Here is a 17,103-nt window from a genome sequence, read left to right as displayed (position 1 = left end):
CCATCCCAATATGACTGACGAAAGCGCCAAGATCCGTGCGCGTGACGTCTGTGTCTACTACGGCGACAAGAAAGCGATCGATGAGGTGTCGATCGACATCTCGCCCAATTACGTCACAGCGTTCATCGGCCCTTCGGGCTGCGGCAAGTCGACGTTTCTGCGGTGCTTCAATCGCATGAATGACACCATCGGTGCCGCCAAGGTGACAGGCCTGATCGAACTCGATGGCGAAGACATCCACGGCAATCAGATGGATGTGGTGCAACTGCGCGCTCGCGTCGGCATGGTGTTCCAGAAGCCCAACCCTTTTCCCAAGTCGATTTACGAAAACATCGCCTACGGGCCAAAAATCCACGGGTTGGCCGAAAAAAAGGCCGATCTTGACGTTGTTGTCGAACGCTCACTGACCCGCGCCGGGCTGTGGGACGAGGTCAAGGACAGGCTTGACGATTCAGGCACAGCGCTTTCGGGTGGCCAGCAGCAGCGGCTTTGCATTGCGCGGGCCATCGCGGTAGACCCGGAGGTTATCCTGATGGATGAGCCCGCCAGCGCGCTCGATCCAATCGCAACCGCCAAGATCGAGGAATTGATTGATGACCTTTCAGGTCGCTATGCCATCGTGATCGTGACCCACTCGATGCAGCAGGCTGCGCGTGTCAGCCAGCGGACGGCATTTTTCCACCTTGGCAAGATGGTCGAATATGGCCCCACTTCGGAGATTTTCACCAATCCGATTGAGGAGCGGACTAAGGATTATATCACCGGAAGGTACGGTTGATGGCTGAGCATACTGTCAAAGCCTTCGATGAGGACATTACCCGGCTGCGCGGTCTGATCGCCGAGATGGGCGGGCTCGCCGAAGTCGCCATCGCTGAGTCGCTTGATGCCCTGGTGAGGGGTGACGTGGCGCTGGCCGATCAGGTGGTAGCGCGTGACAAGCGCATGGACGTGCTCGAAATGGAGGTCGACAAGCTTGCGGTGCGGATCATCGCTCTGCGCGCGCCGATGGCTGACGACCTGCGCGAGGTGATCGCTGCACTGAAGATCGCCGGTGTATTGGAACGTATCGGCGACTATTCCAAGAACATCGCCAAGCGCGTCGGCATGATCGAAGGCCGCGCCCGGTTCGAGCCGCTCACGCTGCTGCCAACAATGGGTGAACTTGCAGGCGAGATGGTGCATGATGTGTTGACCGCCTATGCCGCGCGTGATCCCGATCTGGCCCGCGAAGTGATTGCGACCGACTCCAAGGTCGACGCCTTCTACAACAGCATCTTCCGCAATCTTGTCAGCCATATGGTCGAAAACCCTTCGACCATTTCGAGCGCCGCGCAGTTGCTGTTCGTCGCCCGCAATATCGAGCGGATCGGCGATCATGCCACCAATGTTGCAGAGATGGTCCACTTCGCCGCTACCGGAGTCTATCCGCCAGAAGGTGACCGGTAGTATCATGGCGCAGCGGCTCTTTGTCGCGCTGCGAATGAAAACCGTTTGGGTTTCATCAAATTGTCGCTCAAGTGACACATAGGCTCAGCCATCGCTCGCGTTTGCGGGCTTGAGGAGGCATCTTGCGCATGTCCGCTGCCAAACTGTTGCTGGTCGAAGACGATCCCGCCCTGTCCGAACTGCTCGAATATCGCTTCCAGAACGAAGGCTATGCCGTGCGCTGCACCGGCGATGGTGACGAGGCACTGGTCCTGGCCGCCGAAGAAGTGCCCGATCTCATCATCCTCGACTGGATGATCGAAGGCACCAGCGGCATTGAAGTGTGCCGCCGCTTGCGCCGCGATAAGGAAACCGCGCACGTCCCCATCATCATGCTGACTGCACGAGAGGCTGAGGATGATCGGGTGCGTGGGCTGGAAACGGGTGCGGATGATTACCTGACCAAGCCCTTTTCTCCGCGTGAACTGTTGGCGCGTGTTGCTGCCGTTATGCGCCGAATTCGTCCCGCGCTGGCGGGAGAAACGATTGAAGTCGGTGATTTGAAACTCGATCCGGTCGCACACAAGGTGCAGCGCCGGGGCCGCGCGCTCCAGCTTGGGCCGACTGAGTATCGCTTGCTTAAGTTCTTCATGGAAAGCCCAGGCCGTGTGTTTAGCCGCGGTCAACTGCTTGACGGCGTGTGGGGTACAGGCTCGGATATCGAGCTTCGCACCGTCGACGTTCATATCCGTCGCTTGCGCAAGGCGATCGGGGTGGAGAGTGCGAAGGATCCGATCCGTACGGTCCGTTCAGCCGGATATGCGCTCGAAGCCAGTTAACGGCAAACGCCTGCCCAGCGATCGTCCTGATCCAGATGAAAGTGATCGGCGTGGGCAGCGTTATAATCGGGCGAAAGCACTGTGGCGAAGCTGTCGCAGGCGCCTTGGCGGACCTGACGCAGGAAAGTAGCCTCTTCATCGCTTCCGTCCCAGTCACCAAGCACGCTGATCCGCCGTCCGTCTTCCAGCACAAAGGCTGCGATGTCGATGGCGTTGGCGGTGGCGTGCTCGCTCCATGCACCTTCCGCGCTGCCATACATCCGGCGGCACGAATAGGCGCCGAGATGCTCGATACGGGCGATCTCGCTCCCTAGGATTGAGCGAGCGGCCGGTGCAACGCTCTCACGCCGCCACAATTCGAGCGCAGCGGCGACCGGGCAAGTGACCGCCGGGGTATCGGGCGCCAGTGGATAATCGCCGAGCCGGGTACGGTCGGGCCTGGCGCACTCCCCTTCTCCTGTCGGCGGTAACGTAGTAAAAGCGATGTCGCTGCGACCGAGGATGGCGCGGCACTCCATCACATCGCTGCGCAACGCGATCAGTTTTGTACGGGTCGCCCAGCCTGGCGGATCGCGCAAATCGAGCGGAGCCAGGGGATTATGCTCCGGATGGTTTTGTAGCCACTGCCACCCCGCGATGGCGCCGATCAGCAGCACAAGCAGCATCATCGCCCGGCGCGCTGCAGCGTAATGAGGATTGGTCCGGCCCTTCTGATGTGGTCGGTTGTAGCGGTTCATGTTGTAACCCTAGTGAAAATCGCGTGACTTGGGTAGGATCCGATGATCGCGCGGATGTCCCGTGACGTTGGGGACAGGCGCAAGCTCGCTCGCCAAATCATGCGGCGCTGAGGGGCGCCGTCCGGAAAGTGGTGCGTTGACATGGTCGGCGCGCGCAAGCGGGGCATCAAGCAAATCGTCTGAGAGCGCATGAAGGCGCTGTGTTGCATCAGTCATGGACTGGGCAATCACATGGATTACCTCGTCATCATATTCCACCCGCCCGCGCACCTCCATCAGCCGCGCGCCCATCACCACTTTGCGGTTCTTCTCCTTGAGATCGGGCCAGATCACGAGGTTGATGACGCCTGTTTCATCTTCCAGCGTGATGAAGGTGACGCCCTTGGCGCTGCCCGGTCGCTGGCGAATCAGCACCACCCCGGCAACCTGCACCATCGAACGGAACTTGCGATGGCGCAGATCGGCGGCACGCACAAAGCCGCGCGCGGCCAGATCGGCCCGCAGGAAAGCCATCGGGTGCGCTTTCAGACTCAGACGGGTGGTCTGGTAATCAGCGACCACTTCTTCGGACAGGGGCATGGCAGGCAGGCCAATGCGCGCGCGCTCTGCCCCCTCTTCTCGAATTCCGGCGGCGCGGAACAGCGGCAGATCTGGCGCGGCGACGAGGCTGCGCGCATCCCACAAGGCTTGGCGACGGGTGAGATTCAGCGAGGTGAAAGCATCGGCGCTGGCAAGCCGCTCGATATGCGCGGGGCTGAGGCCGGCACGGGCCCGCAGGTCAGCAATATCACGGTAAGCCCCGGCCGCCTCGCGCGCAGTCACTAGCGTTGCGGCGACGTGTTCGGGTAGGCCGTCAATCTGGCGCAGACCGAGCCGCAGGGCCAGCGGCTCCCCCTCACCCTCAAGCGTGCAATCCCAGCTTGAATGGTTCACATCCACCGGCAACACCTTAACCCCGTGCTCGCTCGCATCGCGCACGATCTGGGCCGGCGCATAGAAGCCCATCGGTTGCGAATTGAGCAGCCCGCAGGCGAAGGCGGCGGGGTAGTGGCACTTAAGCCAGCTCGACACATACACCAACTGCGCAAAGCTCGCCGCGTGGCTTTCAGGGAATCCATATTCGCCAAAACCCCGGATTTGGTTGAAGCAGCGTTGGGCGAAATCGCGGTCGTATCCGCGCGCGACCATGCGTTCGACCATCATGTCCTGCAATTCATCGACCATCCCCCGGCTGCGGAAGGTCGCCATCGCCTTTCTCAGCCGGTTGGCTTCAAGGCTGGAGAATTTCGCCGCATCTAGGGCGATTTTCATCGCCTGCTCCTGAAAAATCGGAACGCCCAAGGTGCGCCCCAGGATGCTGGTCAGTTCATCTGGGGGTCCGTGTTCAGGCGCGGGCGCGGGAATCTGGACGGGTTCAGCCCCTCTGCGGCGCTTAAGGTAAGGGTGCACCATGTCTCCCTGTATCGGCCCCGGACGCACGATCGCGACCTGGATCACCAGATCGTAGAACTCGCGTGGGCGCAGGCGCGGCAGCATGTTCATCTGCGCCCGGCTTTCGACCTGAAACACGCCCAGCGAATCGCCCTTGCGCAGCATCGCATAGGTTTCCGGGTCTTCGCGCGGGACAGTAGCAAGCGTCAGGGCGCAGCCATGATGCGCGCCCAACAGATCAAGGCATTTGCGGATGCAGGTCAGCATCCCCAGTGCCAGCACATCGACCTTGAGGATACCCAAGGCCTCGATATCGTCCTTGTCCCACTCGATAAAGGAGCGCTCCGGCATCGCACCGTTGCCGATAGGCACCGTCTCAGTCAGCGCGCTTTCGGTAAGGATAAAGCCGCCCACATGCTGGCCCAGATGACGCGGCATTCCAATTATCTGCTCGGTGAGCTTGAGGACACGCCTGAGGTGGGGGTCGGTGATGTCGAGCCCGGTTTCAGCGGCGTGCTTCTCGCTGATCTCACGTCCCCACCCGCCCCACACGGTGCGAGCGAGCGCACTGGTCACATCTTCTGACAGCCCCATCGCCTTGCCCACTTCGCGGATCGCCATGCGTGGGCGGTAATGGATCACGGTGGCGCACAACCCGGCGCGGTGGCGTCCATACCGGCGATAGATGTATTGGATCACCTCTTCTCGGCGCTCATGCTCGAAGTCGACGTCGATATCGGGCGGCTCTTTCCGTTCCTCGGAGATGAACCGGTCGAACAGCAGCTGATGCTTGGCCGGATCGACGGATGTGATGCCGAGGACGTAGCACACGGCGGAATTGGCGGCGCTGCCCCGCCCCTGGCACAGGATCGGCGGATCACACCCGCGCGCGAAATCGACGATGTCCTTGATGGTCAGGAAATAGCGCGCCAGATCGAGCTTTGCGATCAAAGCGAGTTCCCGGATCAGCGTGGCGCGGACGGTTTCGGGCAGGCCTTCAGGGTAACGCCGCCTTGCCCCCTTCCAGACTTCGCTTTCGAGAAAAGCCTGCGGGGTCTGCCCGTCCGGATAGATCTCCTCGGGATATTCATACCGCAATTCGTCGAGGCTGAATTGACATCTGTCTGCCACCGCGCGCGCGGCGCGGATCGCGTGGGGCCAACGGGCGAAGAGGCGCTGCATTGCCTCGGGAGACTTGAGATGCCGCTCGGCATTGGGGTGCAGCAGATGGCCTGCTGCTGCCACAGGTGTCTTGTGCCGGATCGCAGTCATCACGTCCTGCAGCGCGCGGCGTTCGGCTGCGTGGTAGTGGACATCATTGGTGGCCAGCAGGCCGAGACCGTGCGTGCGCGCAAGACTATCAAGCCGCTCGATCCGGGCGATGTCGTCGCCGCGGTAAAGATAGCTGGCGGCGATGTGGCGCAGGGTTGGCAACTGATGGATGAGATGCGGCAAAAGATCGGCGAACGGCATCTCCCTTTCCTCATCCCGGCGAAGGCCAGGATCGCTTTCGGCAAGCGGGTCCTGATCAATCCCAGGACGACGGAAGGGGACGACATTGCTCGGCACTTCAATGCTGAACGCGACCTCCAGATCATCGGGCGGCAGCAGGATCAGTTGCACGCCTTCCGAATGCTCCGCCAGCATCGCCAGCGTGATCTGGCACACCCCCTTGTCCTGCCACGCGCCATTCGGGGTCTGCATCCGTCCGGCGCTGATCAACCGGCACAGGCGCCCATAGGCTGCGCGATCTTCGGGGTAAGCGAGAAAAGCCAGCCCTTCGACTGTCTCGATCCGGCAACCGATCACGGGGCGCAGCTTCAGCGTTCTGGCTTCGGTGTGCAGCCGCACCACGCCGGCCATCGAATTGACATCGGCGATTCCCAGCGCGTCATAACCGTGGCCGTGTGCGGCCAGCACCAGATCGACAGCATCCGATGCGCCGCGCAGGAAGCTGAAACAGCTTGCCATCCCCAGTTCGACAAAAGGCGCACGCACAGGCGCGGTGATGCCATCAGGATCAACCTCCAGGGTGCGCTTGTCGGGGGTGAGCGGGGCGTCGGGCATCAGGCCGCCTCCAACCGCTCCCGCACCCGCGCCAGATCGGCAGCGAACAGCATCGTCTGTTCCTCACGCGCCGCACCATCAAGCCGGAGCAGATAGGAAGGATGCACCGTCACCCACAACTCGGCCCCGTCATCGAGCATGATCGGCGCACCGCGTGCTTTGGACACGCTGACCGTGCGCCCCAGCATTCCGCGTGCTGCGCTCGCCCCCAGCGCCAGCACGATACGGGGCTGCACGATTGCGCGCTCGGCTTCGAGCCACCAGCGGCAGGTGTCGATCTCCTTGGCGGCAGGCGATTGGTGCAGGCGATGCTTGCCCTTCCAGGTAAACTTGAAGTGCTTGACCGCGTTGGTGACGTAAGCTGCGCTCCGGTCGATCCCGACGCGAGTCAGCGCCTGATCGAGCAATTGCCCCGCCGGACCAACAAACACGCGCCCGGCCAAATCCTCCTGATCGCCCGGCTGTTCGCCAACGATCATCAGAGCAGCTTGCTGCGGCCCTTCCCCCGCCACGGCGCGGGTGCCGCAATCGGCGATGGCACAGTCGCGGCAAGCCGCAGCCCCTTGCGCCACCTGTGCCAGCGTCGCAGGACGCACACGTTCCTCGCGCTCCCCTGCCGCCACCATCGCCGCTTCCCGCGCCTGTGCGCCTGCGATCAACTGCGGGATCAGCGCAGCCTCAGGCAAGTTCTTCCAGTATTTCTTCGGCATTTCCGACAGCATCGCGCCGACCTTCAGCCGCGCCGGATTGAAGATCGAGGCATAGTAGGAGCGCCACAGATCCTCGACCGGATCATCCCCCGGCGCATCCTCGCGGCGCGCAGGCGGGCCTTCGCGCATCACTTCCCCATCCCAGTGAATGGTCCCGCGCGGGGTCAGGATCGACCAGCGCATATTGGCGAAACGACGCATGAAAAACGCAGCCTCGGTGCGGACAATGTGGTGATCGGGTTCAAACCAAGCCACAAAATGCGGCGTGCCGTCGTCGTCTGCCACCTCGCGGAAGCGGACAAAGGCGTGCATCTTATGCGCATCACGGCGCACCGATTTGGCGAGCTCCTCGATCCGACGCACTTCGGGATCAGCCTTGTCTTCCATCAGGCGCGGGTTGCGCTGCAAGCGCCACAACATCCGGTAAAGCAGCCCGAAGCGCGCCGGATCGGTGTGAAGCGCGGCGCTGCGGGCAAGCGTGAGGAACCGCTGGCTGGCACGCACCGGAGGCGCATCAGCACTAGGGGCGGGCAACCGCTTGTCCCCACGTGACGGGCCTTCGGAGGCGAACAGATCGCCGGTTCCGCCCGGCTCGACCCATGACACACGGTCGGGCGGCACATCGCATTGGATCAGCCCACGTGCCTGCTCACGCCAGAAAGCGAAATCATCGGGCGCAGGCAGATATACAGCATAATGCGCGCCGAGGCTCACGTTCTGCATCACACTCATCAAAACAGCTCTAGCTGTTCCTGCTTTGGCGCAAGCAGGCGGCGCAGGTCAGCGCGGTCAGTCAGCAAAGTTGGTCGCCAGTCGAGCGCGCAGATGAAGGGGCGCACCTTGGCAATCGAGGCGGTCAGCCGCGCCACATCGTCCAACCGCAGCGTCCGGTGCCGCCGGGCGGCCAGGATCCGGCCCACGGCCTGCGTGCCCAGCCCCGGCACCCGCAGCAATTGCTCTTTTGCTGCGCGGTTCACATCGACCGGGAAGCTTTCGCGGAACTTGAGCGCCCATGCGAGCTTCGGATCAATATCAAGCGGCAGATTGCCATCCGCCTCGGTCGCATCAGCAACTTCGCCGGGGGCAAAGCCATAAAAACGCATGAGCCAATCGGACTGATACAAGCGGTGTTCGCGCAGCAGCGGCGGGCGCTTCAAGGGCAGAACCGCCGACGCATCGGGAATTGGCGAAAACGCGCTATAATAGACGCGCCTGAGCCCGAAGCTACCGTAAAGCCGGCTCGCCTTGCCGATGATCGCGGTATCATTGGCATCATCCGCGCCGACGATCATTTGGGTCGATTGGCCGGCCGGAGCAAAGCGCGGCGCGTGGCGAAAGCGTTTGCGTTCGTCCTTCGCCTCAATAATCCGCGCCTTGGTACGCCCCATTGCGCCTTCGATCTGGCTTTCATCCTTATCGGGCGCAAGCCGGTTGAGGCCGGCGCGGGTCGGCAGCTCGACATTGATCGAAACGCGGTCGGCATAAAGCCCGGCCTCATGAATGATCTCGGCATCGGCTTCGGGAATAGTCTTGAGGTGGATATAGCCGCGAAAATCGTGCTCTTCGCGCAGGATCCGGGCAACCTCGACCAATTGTTCCATCGTGTGATTGGCGCTGCGCACGATACCGGAGGACAAAAACAGCCCTTCGATATAATTGCGCCGATAGAAATTGAGCGTGAGATCGACCACCTCCTGCGGGGTGAACCGCGCCCTCGCCACGTTGGAACTCTTGCGGTTGATGCAGTAGTGGCAATCGAAGATGCAGTGATTGGTCAGCAAAATCTTCAATAGCGAAATGCAGCGGCCATCAGGCGCATAGGCATGACAGATGCCCATCCCTTCGGTTGACCCGAGGCCCTTCCCGCCCAGTGAATTCTTCTTCGCCGTGCCGGAGGATGCGCAAGAGGCATCGTACTTCGCTGCATCAGCGAGGATTTCGAGCTTCTGTCTGAGAGATTGCTGGGCCATGGATTAAGGGACGCCTTTCAACGTTCCTTATATGTTCACATGATCCCAACACCAAATGCAAAGCTTGCAAGCCAATGCCAGCGCAAGGTTAGCCGATGCGGCGCAGCCTCGGCCCGCTATCGCGTTCGTCTTGCTGATTGCACAAAAAGTCGATCACGGCTGGGTGCATCGCGCCTTCAAAGGCGACACCGGCGGTCGGCCCTTCGACCCAGGCAATCAAGCCCAGCGGCGCGTTGATCCCGTTCACCTTCATCGTTACCCGGTCGCCTACCTCGGCAAATCCGGCTTTAGCCTTGATCTTGCAGCCCCCTTCGGAAATGTCGATCAGGTCGACAAACACCACGCGTGAGCGCACGAGGCTTTTCACGGTGAGACTCATCGCCCGGCGTTCGGACGCGCGCGAGATGGAGTGCATGTTCATGACTGCAGACCTCGCACAAATCTGTAAAGGAAAGCTAACCGTGCCGGGGAAACGGGATAGATATAATCCCGGTCAGGCATAAAGCCCTTGCAGGAACCAGTCAGGCACGCCGCCGCGCCCGTCGCCTGCGATCCCCTGGCGGTAGATCCAGTAACGCCGTCCGGCCTCGTCCTCGATGCGGTAGTAATCGCGCAGACGCGTGGTGGAGCGTTCGCGCCACCATTCGGGTGCGATGCGCTCCGGCCCTTCCACCCGCGCCACCTCACGCACGCTCCCCCGCCAGCGGAACCGCTGCGGCACGCCATCGGGCGAGGCATAGAGCACCGCGATAGGTTCTGCCCGGTCAAGCAGCTTTAGCGGGCGGGTGTGGAAGGCGAGCGCGCCTTGGGCAGGTGGCACCAGCTCCATCGGCGGCTGCCAGCCCTGCGCGCGTTCGGGAATGTGGCTGGCACGCAGCACCGGGCGGGTGACGGCCTTGGCCCCCAAGCGCACGGTCAGGCGGTCGATGCAGGCGGCCAACGCGGTGCCGTGATGTTCGGCCGCCGCATCAAGATCGGCCTGCGCGATCTCAAGCGGCTCGCTCCAGCTGGCGCGCAGTTGCACTGCTTCAATCCCGAATCCGGCTTCGATATCATCAAGCCGCGCGGCGAACAGGCGGGTGATATGCCCCGCCTCGCGGGTGGCCGCTGCGAGTTCGACGCGGCGTTGCAACACCTCGCCATCGACCCGCCACAGCGCCAGTTCGAGCCGCCGTGCACCTTCGCCGCGCGCTTCGAGCGTGCGCACCATATCGGCGGCAAGGTCTTCCACCACCCGGTCAAGCAAATCGCGATGCCGCAGGGGCTCCATCAAGCGACGCTGCACCATCGGCATCACCTGCGCGATCACCGGCAGCAATGGCTCGGGCACGCGGCCGAGCAGTTGGTCAAGGCGCAGCAGCGGGTTGGCTGCGGGCGAACGGTGGTTACGGAAGCGGCGGCGCAGCGAATCGCGGGCGGCAGCCTCTGCAGTGGGATCGTCACCCATGCCGCTGACCCCGGCCAGTTCGCCCAGACGCTTGATCCCCAGACGCCGCAGCACCGTCAGCACATCATCGTCGAGCCGCAGCGCGGCCACCGGCAGATCGCCCAGCATCCGCAGCGGATTATCGCCCGGCGCAAGGATCGCACCCGGTCTTGCAGGGTGTGACCCGAAATGCGCGAGCGCCCAGGCCGCACCTGCCGTTGGCGCAAGCGCAGCGCGTGCCGTTAGCCCGCGGTGCGTAAAAGCCCGCGCAACATCGCCCAACAGCGCCTCTTCGCCGCCGTAAAGGTGAGCGACGCCGGTGACATCGATCAGCAGACCATCGGGTGGGTCAAGCGCGCTCCACGGCCCCCAACGCTGTGCCCACAGGGCAAGTTTTTCGAGGCTCGCCAGGTCGCCGGCAGGATCGCCCGGTACGGCGACAAGCTCGGGACACAGCGCCCGCGCGTCCGCCAGCAGCATTCCAGCCCGCGCCCCTGACGCCAACCCCGCATCATTGGCAGCGGTGATCCGAGGACCATGCGCGGTTTCAAGAATTAGCGCAGTGGGCGCAGAAAGTTCAGGCGCGTCAGGCGCGTGCCCGCGCTGCCAGCGATCGACCGACAGTCGGGCGAGCCAGACGGATAAAATCCGGCGCGGCGGCGAAGTCGGTGTCGGATTCAAGGGCGCTCGGCTCGGTGTGGAAGCGCAGGGTTTCGGTATCATCGCTCAACATCCATTCGCCCGGCGCATGGGCACGTGCACGAAACAATTCAGCATGCCAGCTGGCGGTGCCGGGGGCGGCCGCATTCCAGCGCGGTGGTGGCGACGGCGCGGCGCGTGCCTGCCAGCGCATCCGGGCCGAAGACAGGTCAGGCTGAGCATCAAGCCGCACCAGCCACAGTCGCACCCCGTGGCGTTCCGCCATCAGGCTGAGACGGCGTGAGGCGGTGAATGACAGCGCGCGCGGATTGCCCACGATCTCCCCGATCACGCAGGCAAGATCACGGCACTTCAGGCCTTCCTCCAGCGCAAACAGCGCGTCTTCGGGCGTGGCGGCTGAAACATGGATCACTCGGTGACGCCATTCGAGCGGAAGTCCAGCAAGGCAGGGCCGCCCCCCCAGTTGCATCGCCTTACGATCCTGCACCCACAGCAGCTGCCGAGTGTCCTGCGCCGAGTCTGCATCCGATGACGGACCCTTTGACACCAGGGCGTCACGCGCCAGCGCCAGCGCCAGCCCCGCCCCGCTCGCCTCTCCTGCCGGAGCGAAGATTTCCGAATGAAACGGTTGCGCAGACAGGCCCGGTCGCCAGCGCGTTTCAGCGAGGTGAGCAGGCAGAACACGGGCGGGTGACGGTTTGGATGACATAGGAGAACGACTCATTTGTTCGCATTATGTTCCAAGATATCCGGTTTAGCAATCACTGCTGCCAGACAATAAAAAAGGGGCGCCCGCTGCGGGGCGCCCCTCCACATGTCCGCGAAAGCGGGCGATCAGGATTTGGGTTTGTCGATCGGAATAATCGTCTCGTTACCGAGAACATCATCCACCACTTCCACAACCCCGCGCCCCAGATGACTGCGGCCGCGTCCGTAAAAGGCGTAGATCGCCACGCCGATCAGGGTCCACACCGGCAGAACGATCATTGCTTCGGTCGGCAGATTGACGAACAGGAACAGACAGCCTGCGATTGCCGCCGGAGCGATGATCATCAGGCCAGCGACCCTGAAAGGACGCTTCACATCGGGCCGCGTCCGGCGCAGCACCATCACCGCCAAGGCGACCAGCGCAAAGGCGTAAAGCGTACCGGCATTGGCAATATCCGCCAGCTTACCCACTGGCAGGAACGCCGCAGCCACTGCCACAACCACGCCGGTCATCGCTGTCACAATGTGGGGCGTCTGCCACTTGGGGTGCACCGTGCTCAGCACTTCGGGAAGCAGGCCGTCACGGCTCATCACGAAGAAGATCCGCGTCTGGGCATAGAGCAGCACCAGAATGACCGAAGGCAGCGCGATGAAGGCGGCATAGCCCAGCGCATTGCCGATGCTCGAATAGCCTATCTGGCGCAGCACGTGGGCCAGCGCCTCATCCGAACACACCAACGCCGCCGAATAGGCCGGCATGGCGCACTGGCGGGCAAGTTCTTCCGAACCGGCCGGGAATGGGACGCCGCCCGGGCCCATGATCGGCTGACCGCCGATGGTCCCGATCGCGCCAGCGGCCACCAAAATGTAGAACACCGTGCAAAACAGGAGCGATCCGACCAATCCGATTGGCACGTTGCGCTGAGGATTCTTGGTCTCTTCGGCAGCGGTCGAGACGGCATCGAAGCCCACGTAAGCGAAAAAGATCGTTGCCGCTGCGCCAACCGCGCCGACGCCCGACCCCAAGCTGCCAAAAACCCCAGCAGGAAGGAACGGGTTAAAGTTGGCGGAATCGATTTCGGGCAACGTCAGCACAATGAACACGGTCAGCGCGGTCACCTTGATGACGACGAGGACAGCATTCACCTTAGCGCTTTCGCTCGTCCCGATCATCAGCAGCCATGTGACGAGCAAGGCGATTATCAATGCTGGAAGGTTGATGATACCGCCTTCAACGCCGCCAAACGCCAACGGTCCGCCCGATAACGCCGCTGGAAGACTTACACCAAAAGTCTCATTGAGGATTGTACCGACGAAATAGCCTGACCAGCCCACCGACACCGCACTTGCTGCAATGGCATATTCAAGCACCAACGCCCACCCGACCGTCCAGGCGAGAAATTCGCCCATCGTGGCATAGGTATAGGTGTAAGCCGATCCCGAAACCGGGATCGTCGAAGAAATCTCGGCATAGCAGAGCGCTGCAACAATGCAGATCAGACCCGCAATCGCAAAGGCCAGCATCAGACCTGGCCCAGCCTTCTGCGCTCCGGCTGAAGTCAGCACGAAAATACCGGTCCCAATAATGCAGCCGATACCAAACAGCATGAGCTGCACAGCGCCAAGGGAGCGCTTGAGTGATTTCTTTTCCGCCGCTGCAAGGATCGCGTCGAGCGGTTTTACTCTGTCGAGAAACATCTGAAATAGGACTCCCCTTGATCGCAGGCAGATCCCCTGCGCGACCATCAGGGCATAACGCTAGCGCAACACGCTCGCAAAACAAGCGGCAAAGCACAGGCTTTCCCCCGAAGCGCGCACCCGCTAGAACGCGTGCCCATGTCCACAACCTTCCAGCTCGACACCGGCACCAGCCGTGCAAACCCCACCCCGCAGCCGATGCGGCGCCTAACGGTGCCTGCAATCCGCGCGCGCAAAAAAGACGGTGTGACGGCGCAGCCGCTGGTGATGCTGACCGCCTACACTGCGCGTCAGGCGCAGATTCTCGACAGCCACTGCGATTTGCTGCTTGTGGGCGATTCCCTCGGGCAGGTGATTTACGGACTGCCCTCAACCGTACCGGTGACATTGGAAATGATGGCCAATCACGGCGCCGCCGTGGTGCGAGGATCGTATCATTCGGTCGTGGTGGTCGACATGCCTTTCGGGTCCTACGAGGCTTCGCCCGAACAGGCTTTCCAGAGCGCGGCGTTTCTGATGAAACAGACCGGCGCGGCGGCCGTGAAGCTTGAAGGCGGCGCAGCCATGGCGCCGACGGTCGCGTTCCTCAATAGCCGCGGGATCCCGGTTATGGGCCATGTCGGTCTTACACCGCAGGCCGTCAACGTGCTCGGTGGCTATGGCGCACGCGGGCGCTCGGATGCTGAAGCGGACAAAATTGTGTCCGATGCCAAGGCGCTGGATGATGCAGGTGCCTTTGCGATCGTGATCGAAGGCGTGGTCGAACCCATTGCTATTGCCGCAACACATGGCGTCAGCTGCCCAACGATCGGCATTGGCGCGTCAGCCCAATGTGACGGGCAGGTGCTGGTCACAGACGATATGCTCGGAATGTTTGAGCGCGTTCCGCGCTTTGTGAAGCGTTATGAAGATATCGCAGGTGTGATCGACCGCACCGTCGCCCGCTATGCCGAGGAAGTGCGCGATCGCAGTTTCCCGAGCGCAGAACAGACCTACCAGCCTAAAGCCTAAGCTTCGGCCGTCTTGGCAAGGCGCGCGGCGAGCGGGGCAGCCAGCACCAATTGGGCCAAGTGATAAAGCAGCAGCGGCGCGATCACGAATCCGGCGCTTTCCAGAGGAAACAGGATCGCGGCAAGCGGCGCGCCAATGACGACGCTTTTTTGCGATCCGACAAACAGGAAAGCGATTTTATCTGCACGTGGCAGGCCAAGCAGACCTGCGCTCGTCCAGGCACCTGCGAGCGCCACCCCCAACATTGCCAACACCAGCACGATCAGCGCCGCCCAATTGCCCAGCGAAAACATCGCGCCCAAACCTTGCTCGACCGCGCCCGAGAAAGCGACATAGACCGCAATTCCGATCACCGCTCTATCAAGCCAGGCGATCTTTGCGCGATGGGCCGCGATCCGCTCGATCACTCGGCCCTGCACGATCTGTCCGATCACGAAGGGCAGCACCAGAATAAGACCGATGCGAACAACAGCTTCGCTGCCGATCTCTCCAGCCGCGCCACCACCCAACAGCGCAAACAGCGGCGCACTGATGAAGACGCCAAGGATGTTGATGACCGCCGCGCCGACGATTGCCAGACCCACGTTGCCTCCGGCTAGGCTCGTGTAGCTGGTGGATGACTGCACGGTTGATGGCAGACAGCCCAGATAGACAAAGCCCAAAGCCACTATCGGCGGCAGGACATTCTGCGCAAGACTGGCAAATCCAAGCCCACCAAGCGCCATTGCGCCGAACACAAACAGCAGCAACGGCCCGAAATACCGCCAATTGGCAAGGCCTCGCACGATCTCCGCACGGCGGATGCGCATCCCGTTCACCAAAAACAAAAGAAAGATGCCGGCATTGGAGGCAATGGTCGCAACGGTACGCGCGCCTCCCGTTGCGGGAAGTACAGTTGCAAGACCCGTTGCGAGCACCAGCACGGCAATCATGGGGTCGGTCAGGAATGGCAGGCGAGACGCAGGTTTGGACATTAGGCGCGCGCCCTGCCCTGCTGCATAACGCTTGTCGAGGGGCAGCGCGCCTAACGCTGCGCTAGCGTGCGTGGGCGTATCTCTGCCAATAGAGCGGCAAAGCGGCGTGACTCGCCTTCCCGTCCCATTGCCTGTGCTGCGCGCAATCGCAGGCCAAGCAAGACCGGATCATGCCCCGCGCCCATCGCTATGGCATGGTCGAGCAAAGGCGCCGCGCGCGCCCAGTTGCCGCGTTGGCTCAACCGCTCGGCGAGCGAGATCACGGCGTTTGCGTTGTTACGCTCGCCCGCTGCGTGTTGGGCTAACAGCGCATCGGATGCATCAATCTCGCCAGCCTTCGAATAAGCGAGAACCATTTTGCGCGTCAGCGGCCAAGGCCGCTTGACCCTTACGGTCATTGCATACGCGGACAAAGCATCTTGCAGGTCACCTGCACCCAGCGCGGCATCGCCTGCCAGCACCGCGACATCGGCGCAATCCGGGAAACGTGCTGACAACATTTTGGCATCTTTGCTCGCCTTGCCCCAATTGTCAGCAAGCCCAGCTGCACGAAGAGCCGTCGTCGGCAGCGGCAAGCCTTCACGCAGCGCCAGCACTCTTGGATTGTGACGCGTGCCCTGCATCGCTCGTTGCAGCAAAGGCGCCGCGCTTGCCCTATCGCCGCGCTGTTCATGAGCACGCGCCACCAACATCATGAGATAAGGCGATGCTTCCGGGCGGTTTGCATCAAGGCCAAATCGGGACGCAAGTTCGTCGACCCGCCCTGCATCAAACAGTGCCTTGGCTAGCAGTTCTCGCAGCCGGGCATTGGCCGGTTGGCGCGCGCAAAGATGTTCGAGGATCACAGCCGCGCTGTCGGCATTTCCCTCGGCCAGGCTGATGATCGAATCTAGTTGCAACGCCGCCGACATACCGCGATCTGTCATGCCACTACGCGACAATAGACTGCGTGCGAGCGGGTACTCGCCGCCGCGCGCTGCGAGAACCGCTTGCAAATACGGCACACGGGGATCATCCGGCGCGATTTCAGCAAGCCTGCGGACCGCCTCCAGCATGGTACCCGCTTCGCCGCCGTCGCCGAGTGTTGCAGCATATTCCGCCCATGCGTCGACATAGAACGGATCGGCCGTCAGTGTGGCGCGGAACCACGGCAAAGCTGCAGCATATCCATGTGCATCGCGCACCATGAGCGCCCGCAGCAACAATGCTGGGGGATGATCTGGACCAAGTGCCAGTGCACGATCAGCAGCCTCCAGGGCTGTTAGATTTTCTCCGCTGCGAAGGCGCATTCGAGAAATGGCAACCCATACAGCCGGATCGCCGGGCGCGATGCGGGCCGCCTCGTCCAGCAACCGTTGCACATCGGCCGATTGGCCGGCCGCCATTGCATTATCAGCGTCATTGATCAGTCGAGCCAATCCAGATGGGGGGGAGTCGGCCCCGTCGT

14 protein-coding genes are annotated in these 17,103 nt (G+C 62.3%); 4 read left to right on the top strand and 10 right to left on the bottom strand.

Translation table 11 applies throughout. The features are described 5' to 3' along the window. Positions 1-10: 10 nt before the first annotated feature. From pstB to phoB, 3 genes are all read left to right on the top strand, one after another. Positions 11-778 carry a phosphate ABC transporter ATP-binding protein PstB gene (pstB, locus tag ACRANW_RS09545; protein ID WP_479431569.1) on the top strand — a complete coding sequence of 256 codons (768 nt, stop codon included), beginning with the start codon at positions 11-13 and terminating at the stop codon, positions 776-778. Beyond that, the gene (gene phoU / locus ACRANW_RS09540; RefSeq protein ID WP_479431568.1) at positions 778-1,446 is read left to right on the top strand and encodes a phosphate signaling complex protein PhoU; all 669 of its coding nucleotides are present in this window, start codon (positions 778-780) and stop codon (positions 1,444-1,446) included. Before pstB ends, phoU begins: the two co-directional genes overlap by 1 nt. Positions 1,447-1,574: 128 nt before the next feature. Further along, positions 1,575-2,264 (top strand): phosphate regulon transcriptional regulator PhoB, encoded by a 690-nt coding sequence (phoB, locus tag ACRANW_RS09535; protein WP_479431567.1) that lies wholly within the window; start codon positions 1,575-1,577, stop codon positions 2,262-2,264. Here the strand turns inward: phoB and ACRANW_RS09530 are convergent. The 8 genes from ACRANW_RS09530 to ACRANW_RS09495 all read right to left on the bottom strand — a co-directional run bounded on the left by ACRANW_RS09530 (position 2,261) and on the right by ACRANW_RS09495 (position 13,671). Next, a complete protein-coding gene (locus ACRANW_RS09530) occupies positions 2,261-3,001 on the bottom strand; it encodes an extensin-like domain-containing protein (protein WP_479431566.1) in 741 nt (246 codons plus the stop codon). The two genes, phoB and ACRANW_RS09530, sit on opposite strands and share 4 nt — an antisense overlap. A 9-nt stretch (positions 3,002-3,010) precedes the next feature. Then, a complete protein-coding gene (locus tag ACRANW_RS09525; protein WP_479431565.1) occupies positions 3,011-6,499 on the bottom strand; it encodes an error-prone DNA polymerase in 3,489 nt (1,162 codons plus the stop codon). Continuing rightward, the gene (locus ACRANW_RS09520) at positions 6,499-7,941 is read right to left on the bottom strand and encodes a UdgX family uracil-DNA binding protein (protein WP_479431564.1); all 1,443 of its coding nucleotides are present in this window, start codon (positions 7,939-7,941) and stop codon (positions 6,499-6,501) included. Before ACRANW_RS09520 ends, ACRANW_RS09525 begins: the two co-directional genes overlap by 1 nt. After that, the gene (locus ACRANW_RS09515) at positions 7,941-9,179 is read right to left on the bottom strand and encodes a putative DNA modification/repair radical SAM protein (RefSeq protein ID WP_479431563.1); all 1,239 of its coding nucleotides are present in this window, start codon (positions 9,177-9,179) and stop codon (positions 7,941-7,943) included. The genes ACRANW_RS09520 and ACRANW_RS09515 overlap by 1 nt, the downstream gene beginning before the upstream one ends. 88 nt (positions 9,180-9,267) lie before the next feature. Further along, on the bottom strand, positions 9,268-9,600 hold the full coding sequence (locus tag ACRANW_RS09510) for a PilZ domain-containing protein (protein ID WP_479431562.1): 333 nt from the start codon (positions 9,598-9,600) through the stop codon (positions 9,268-9,270). Between the two features lie 72 nt (positions 9,601-9,672). Further along, a complete protein-coding gene (locus ACRANW_RS09505) occupies positions 9,673-11,286 on the bottom strand; it encodes a DUF6504 family protein (protein WP_479431561.1) in 1,614 nt (537 codons plus the stop codon). Further along, the gene (locus tag ACRANW_RS09500; RefSeq protein WP_479431560.1) at positions 11,192-11,989 is read right to left on the bottom strand and encodes a recA-like protein; all 798 of its coding nucleotides are present in this window, start codon (positions 11,987-11,989) and stop codon (positions 11,192-11,194) included. The genes ACRANW_RS09505 and ACRANW_RS09500 overlap by 95 nt, the downstream gene beginning before the upstream one ends. Before the next feature lie 110 nt (positions 11,990-12,099). Beyond that, a complete protein-coding gene (locus tag ACRANW_RS09495; RefSeq protein ID WP_479431559.1) occupies positions 12,100-13,671 on the bottom strand; it encodes an amino acid permease in 1,572 nt (523 codons plus the stop codon). Positions 13,672-13,809: 138 nt separating this feature from the next. Here ACRANW_RS09495 and panB point away from each other — a divergent pair, with 138 nt between their 5' ends. Then, positions 13,810-14,682, top strand: coding sequence for a 3-methyl-2-oxobutanoate hydroxymethyltransferase (gene panB / locus ACRANW_RS09490; protein WP_479431558.1), 873 nt, complete (start codon positions 13,810-13,812; stop codon positions 14,680-14,682). On the opposite strand, the gene ACRANW_RS09485 is transcribed toward panB, so the two are convergent. Then, on the bottom strand, positions 14,679-15,656 hold the full coding sequence (locus ACRANW_RS09485) for a bile acid:sodium symporter family protein (RefSeq protein ID WP_479431557.1): 978 nt from the start codon (positions 15,654-15,656) through the stop codon (positions 14,679-14,681). The two genes, panB and ACRANW_RS09485, sit on opposite strands and share 4 nt — an antisense overlap. A 50-nt stretch (positions 15,657-15,706) precedes the next feature. Further along, positions 15,707-17,041, bottom strand: coding sequence for a tetratricopeptide repeat protein (locus ACRANW_RS09480; protein WP_479431556.1), 1,335 nt, complete (start codon positions 17,039-17,041; stop codon positions 15,707-15,709). Positions 17,042-17,103 lie beyond the last annotated feature (62 nt).

The organism is Erythrobacter sp. 'gip.4 top 5', from assembly GCF_056495765.1.
This window is presented reverse-complemented; position numbering and strand designations above follow the sequence as displayed.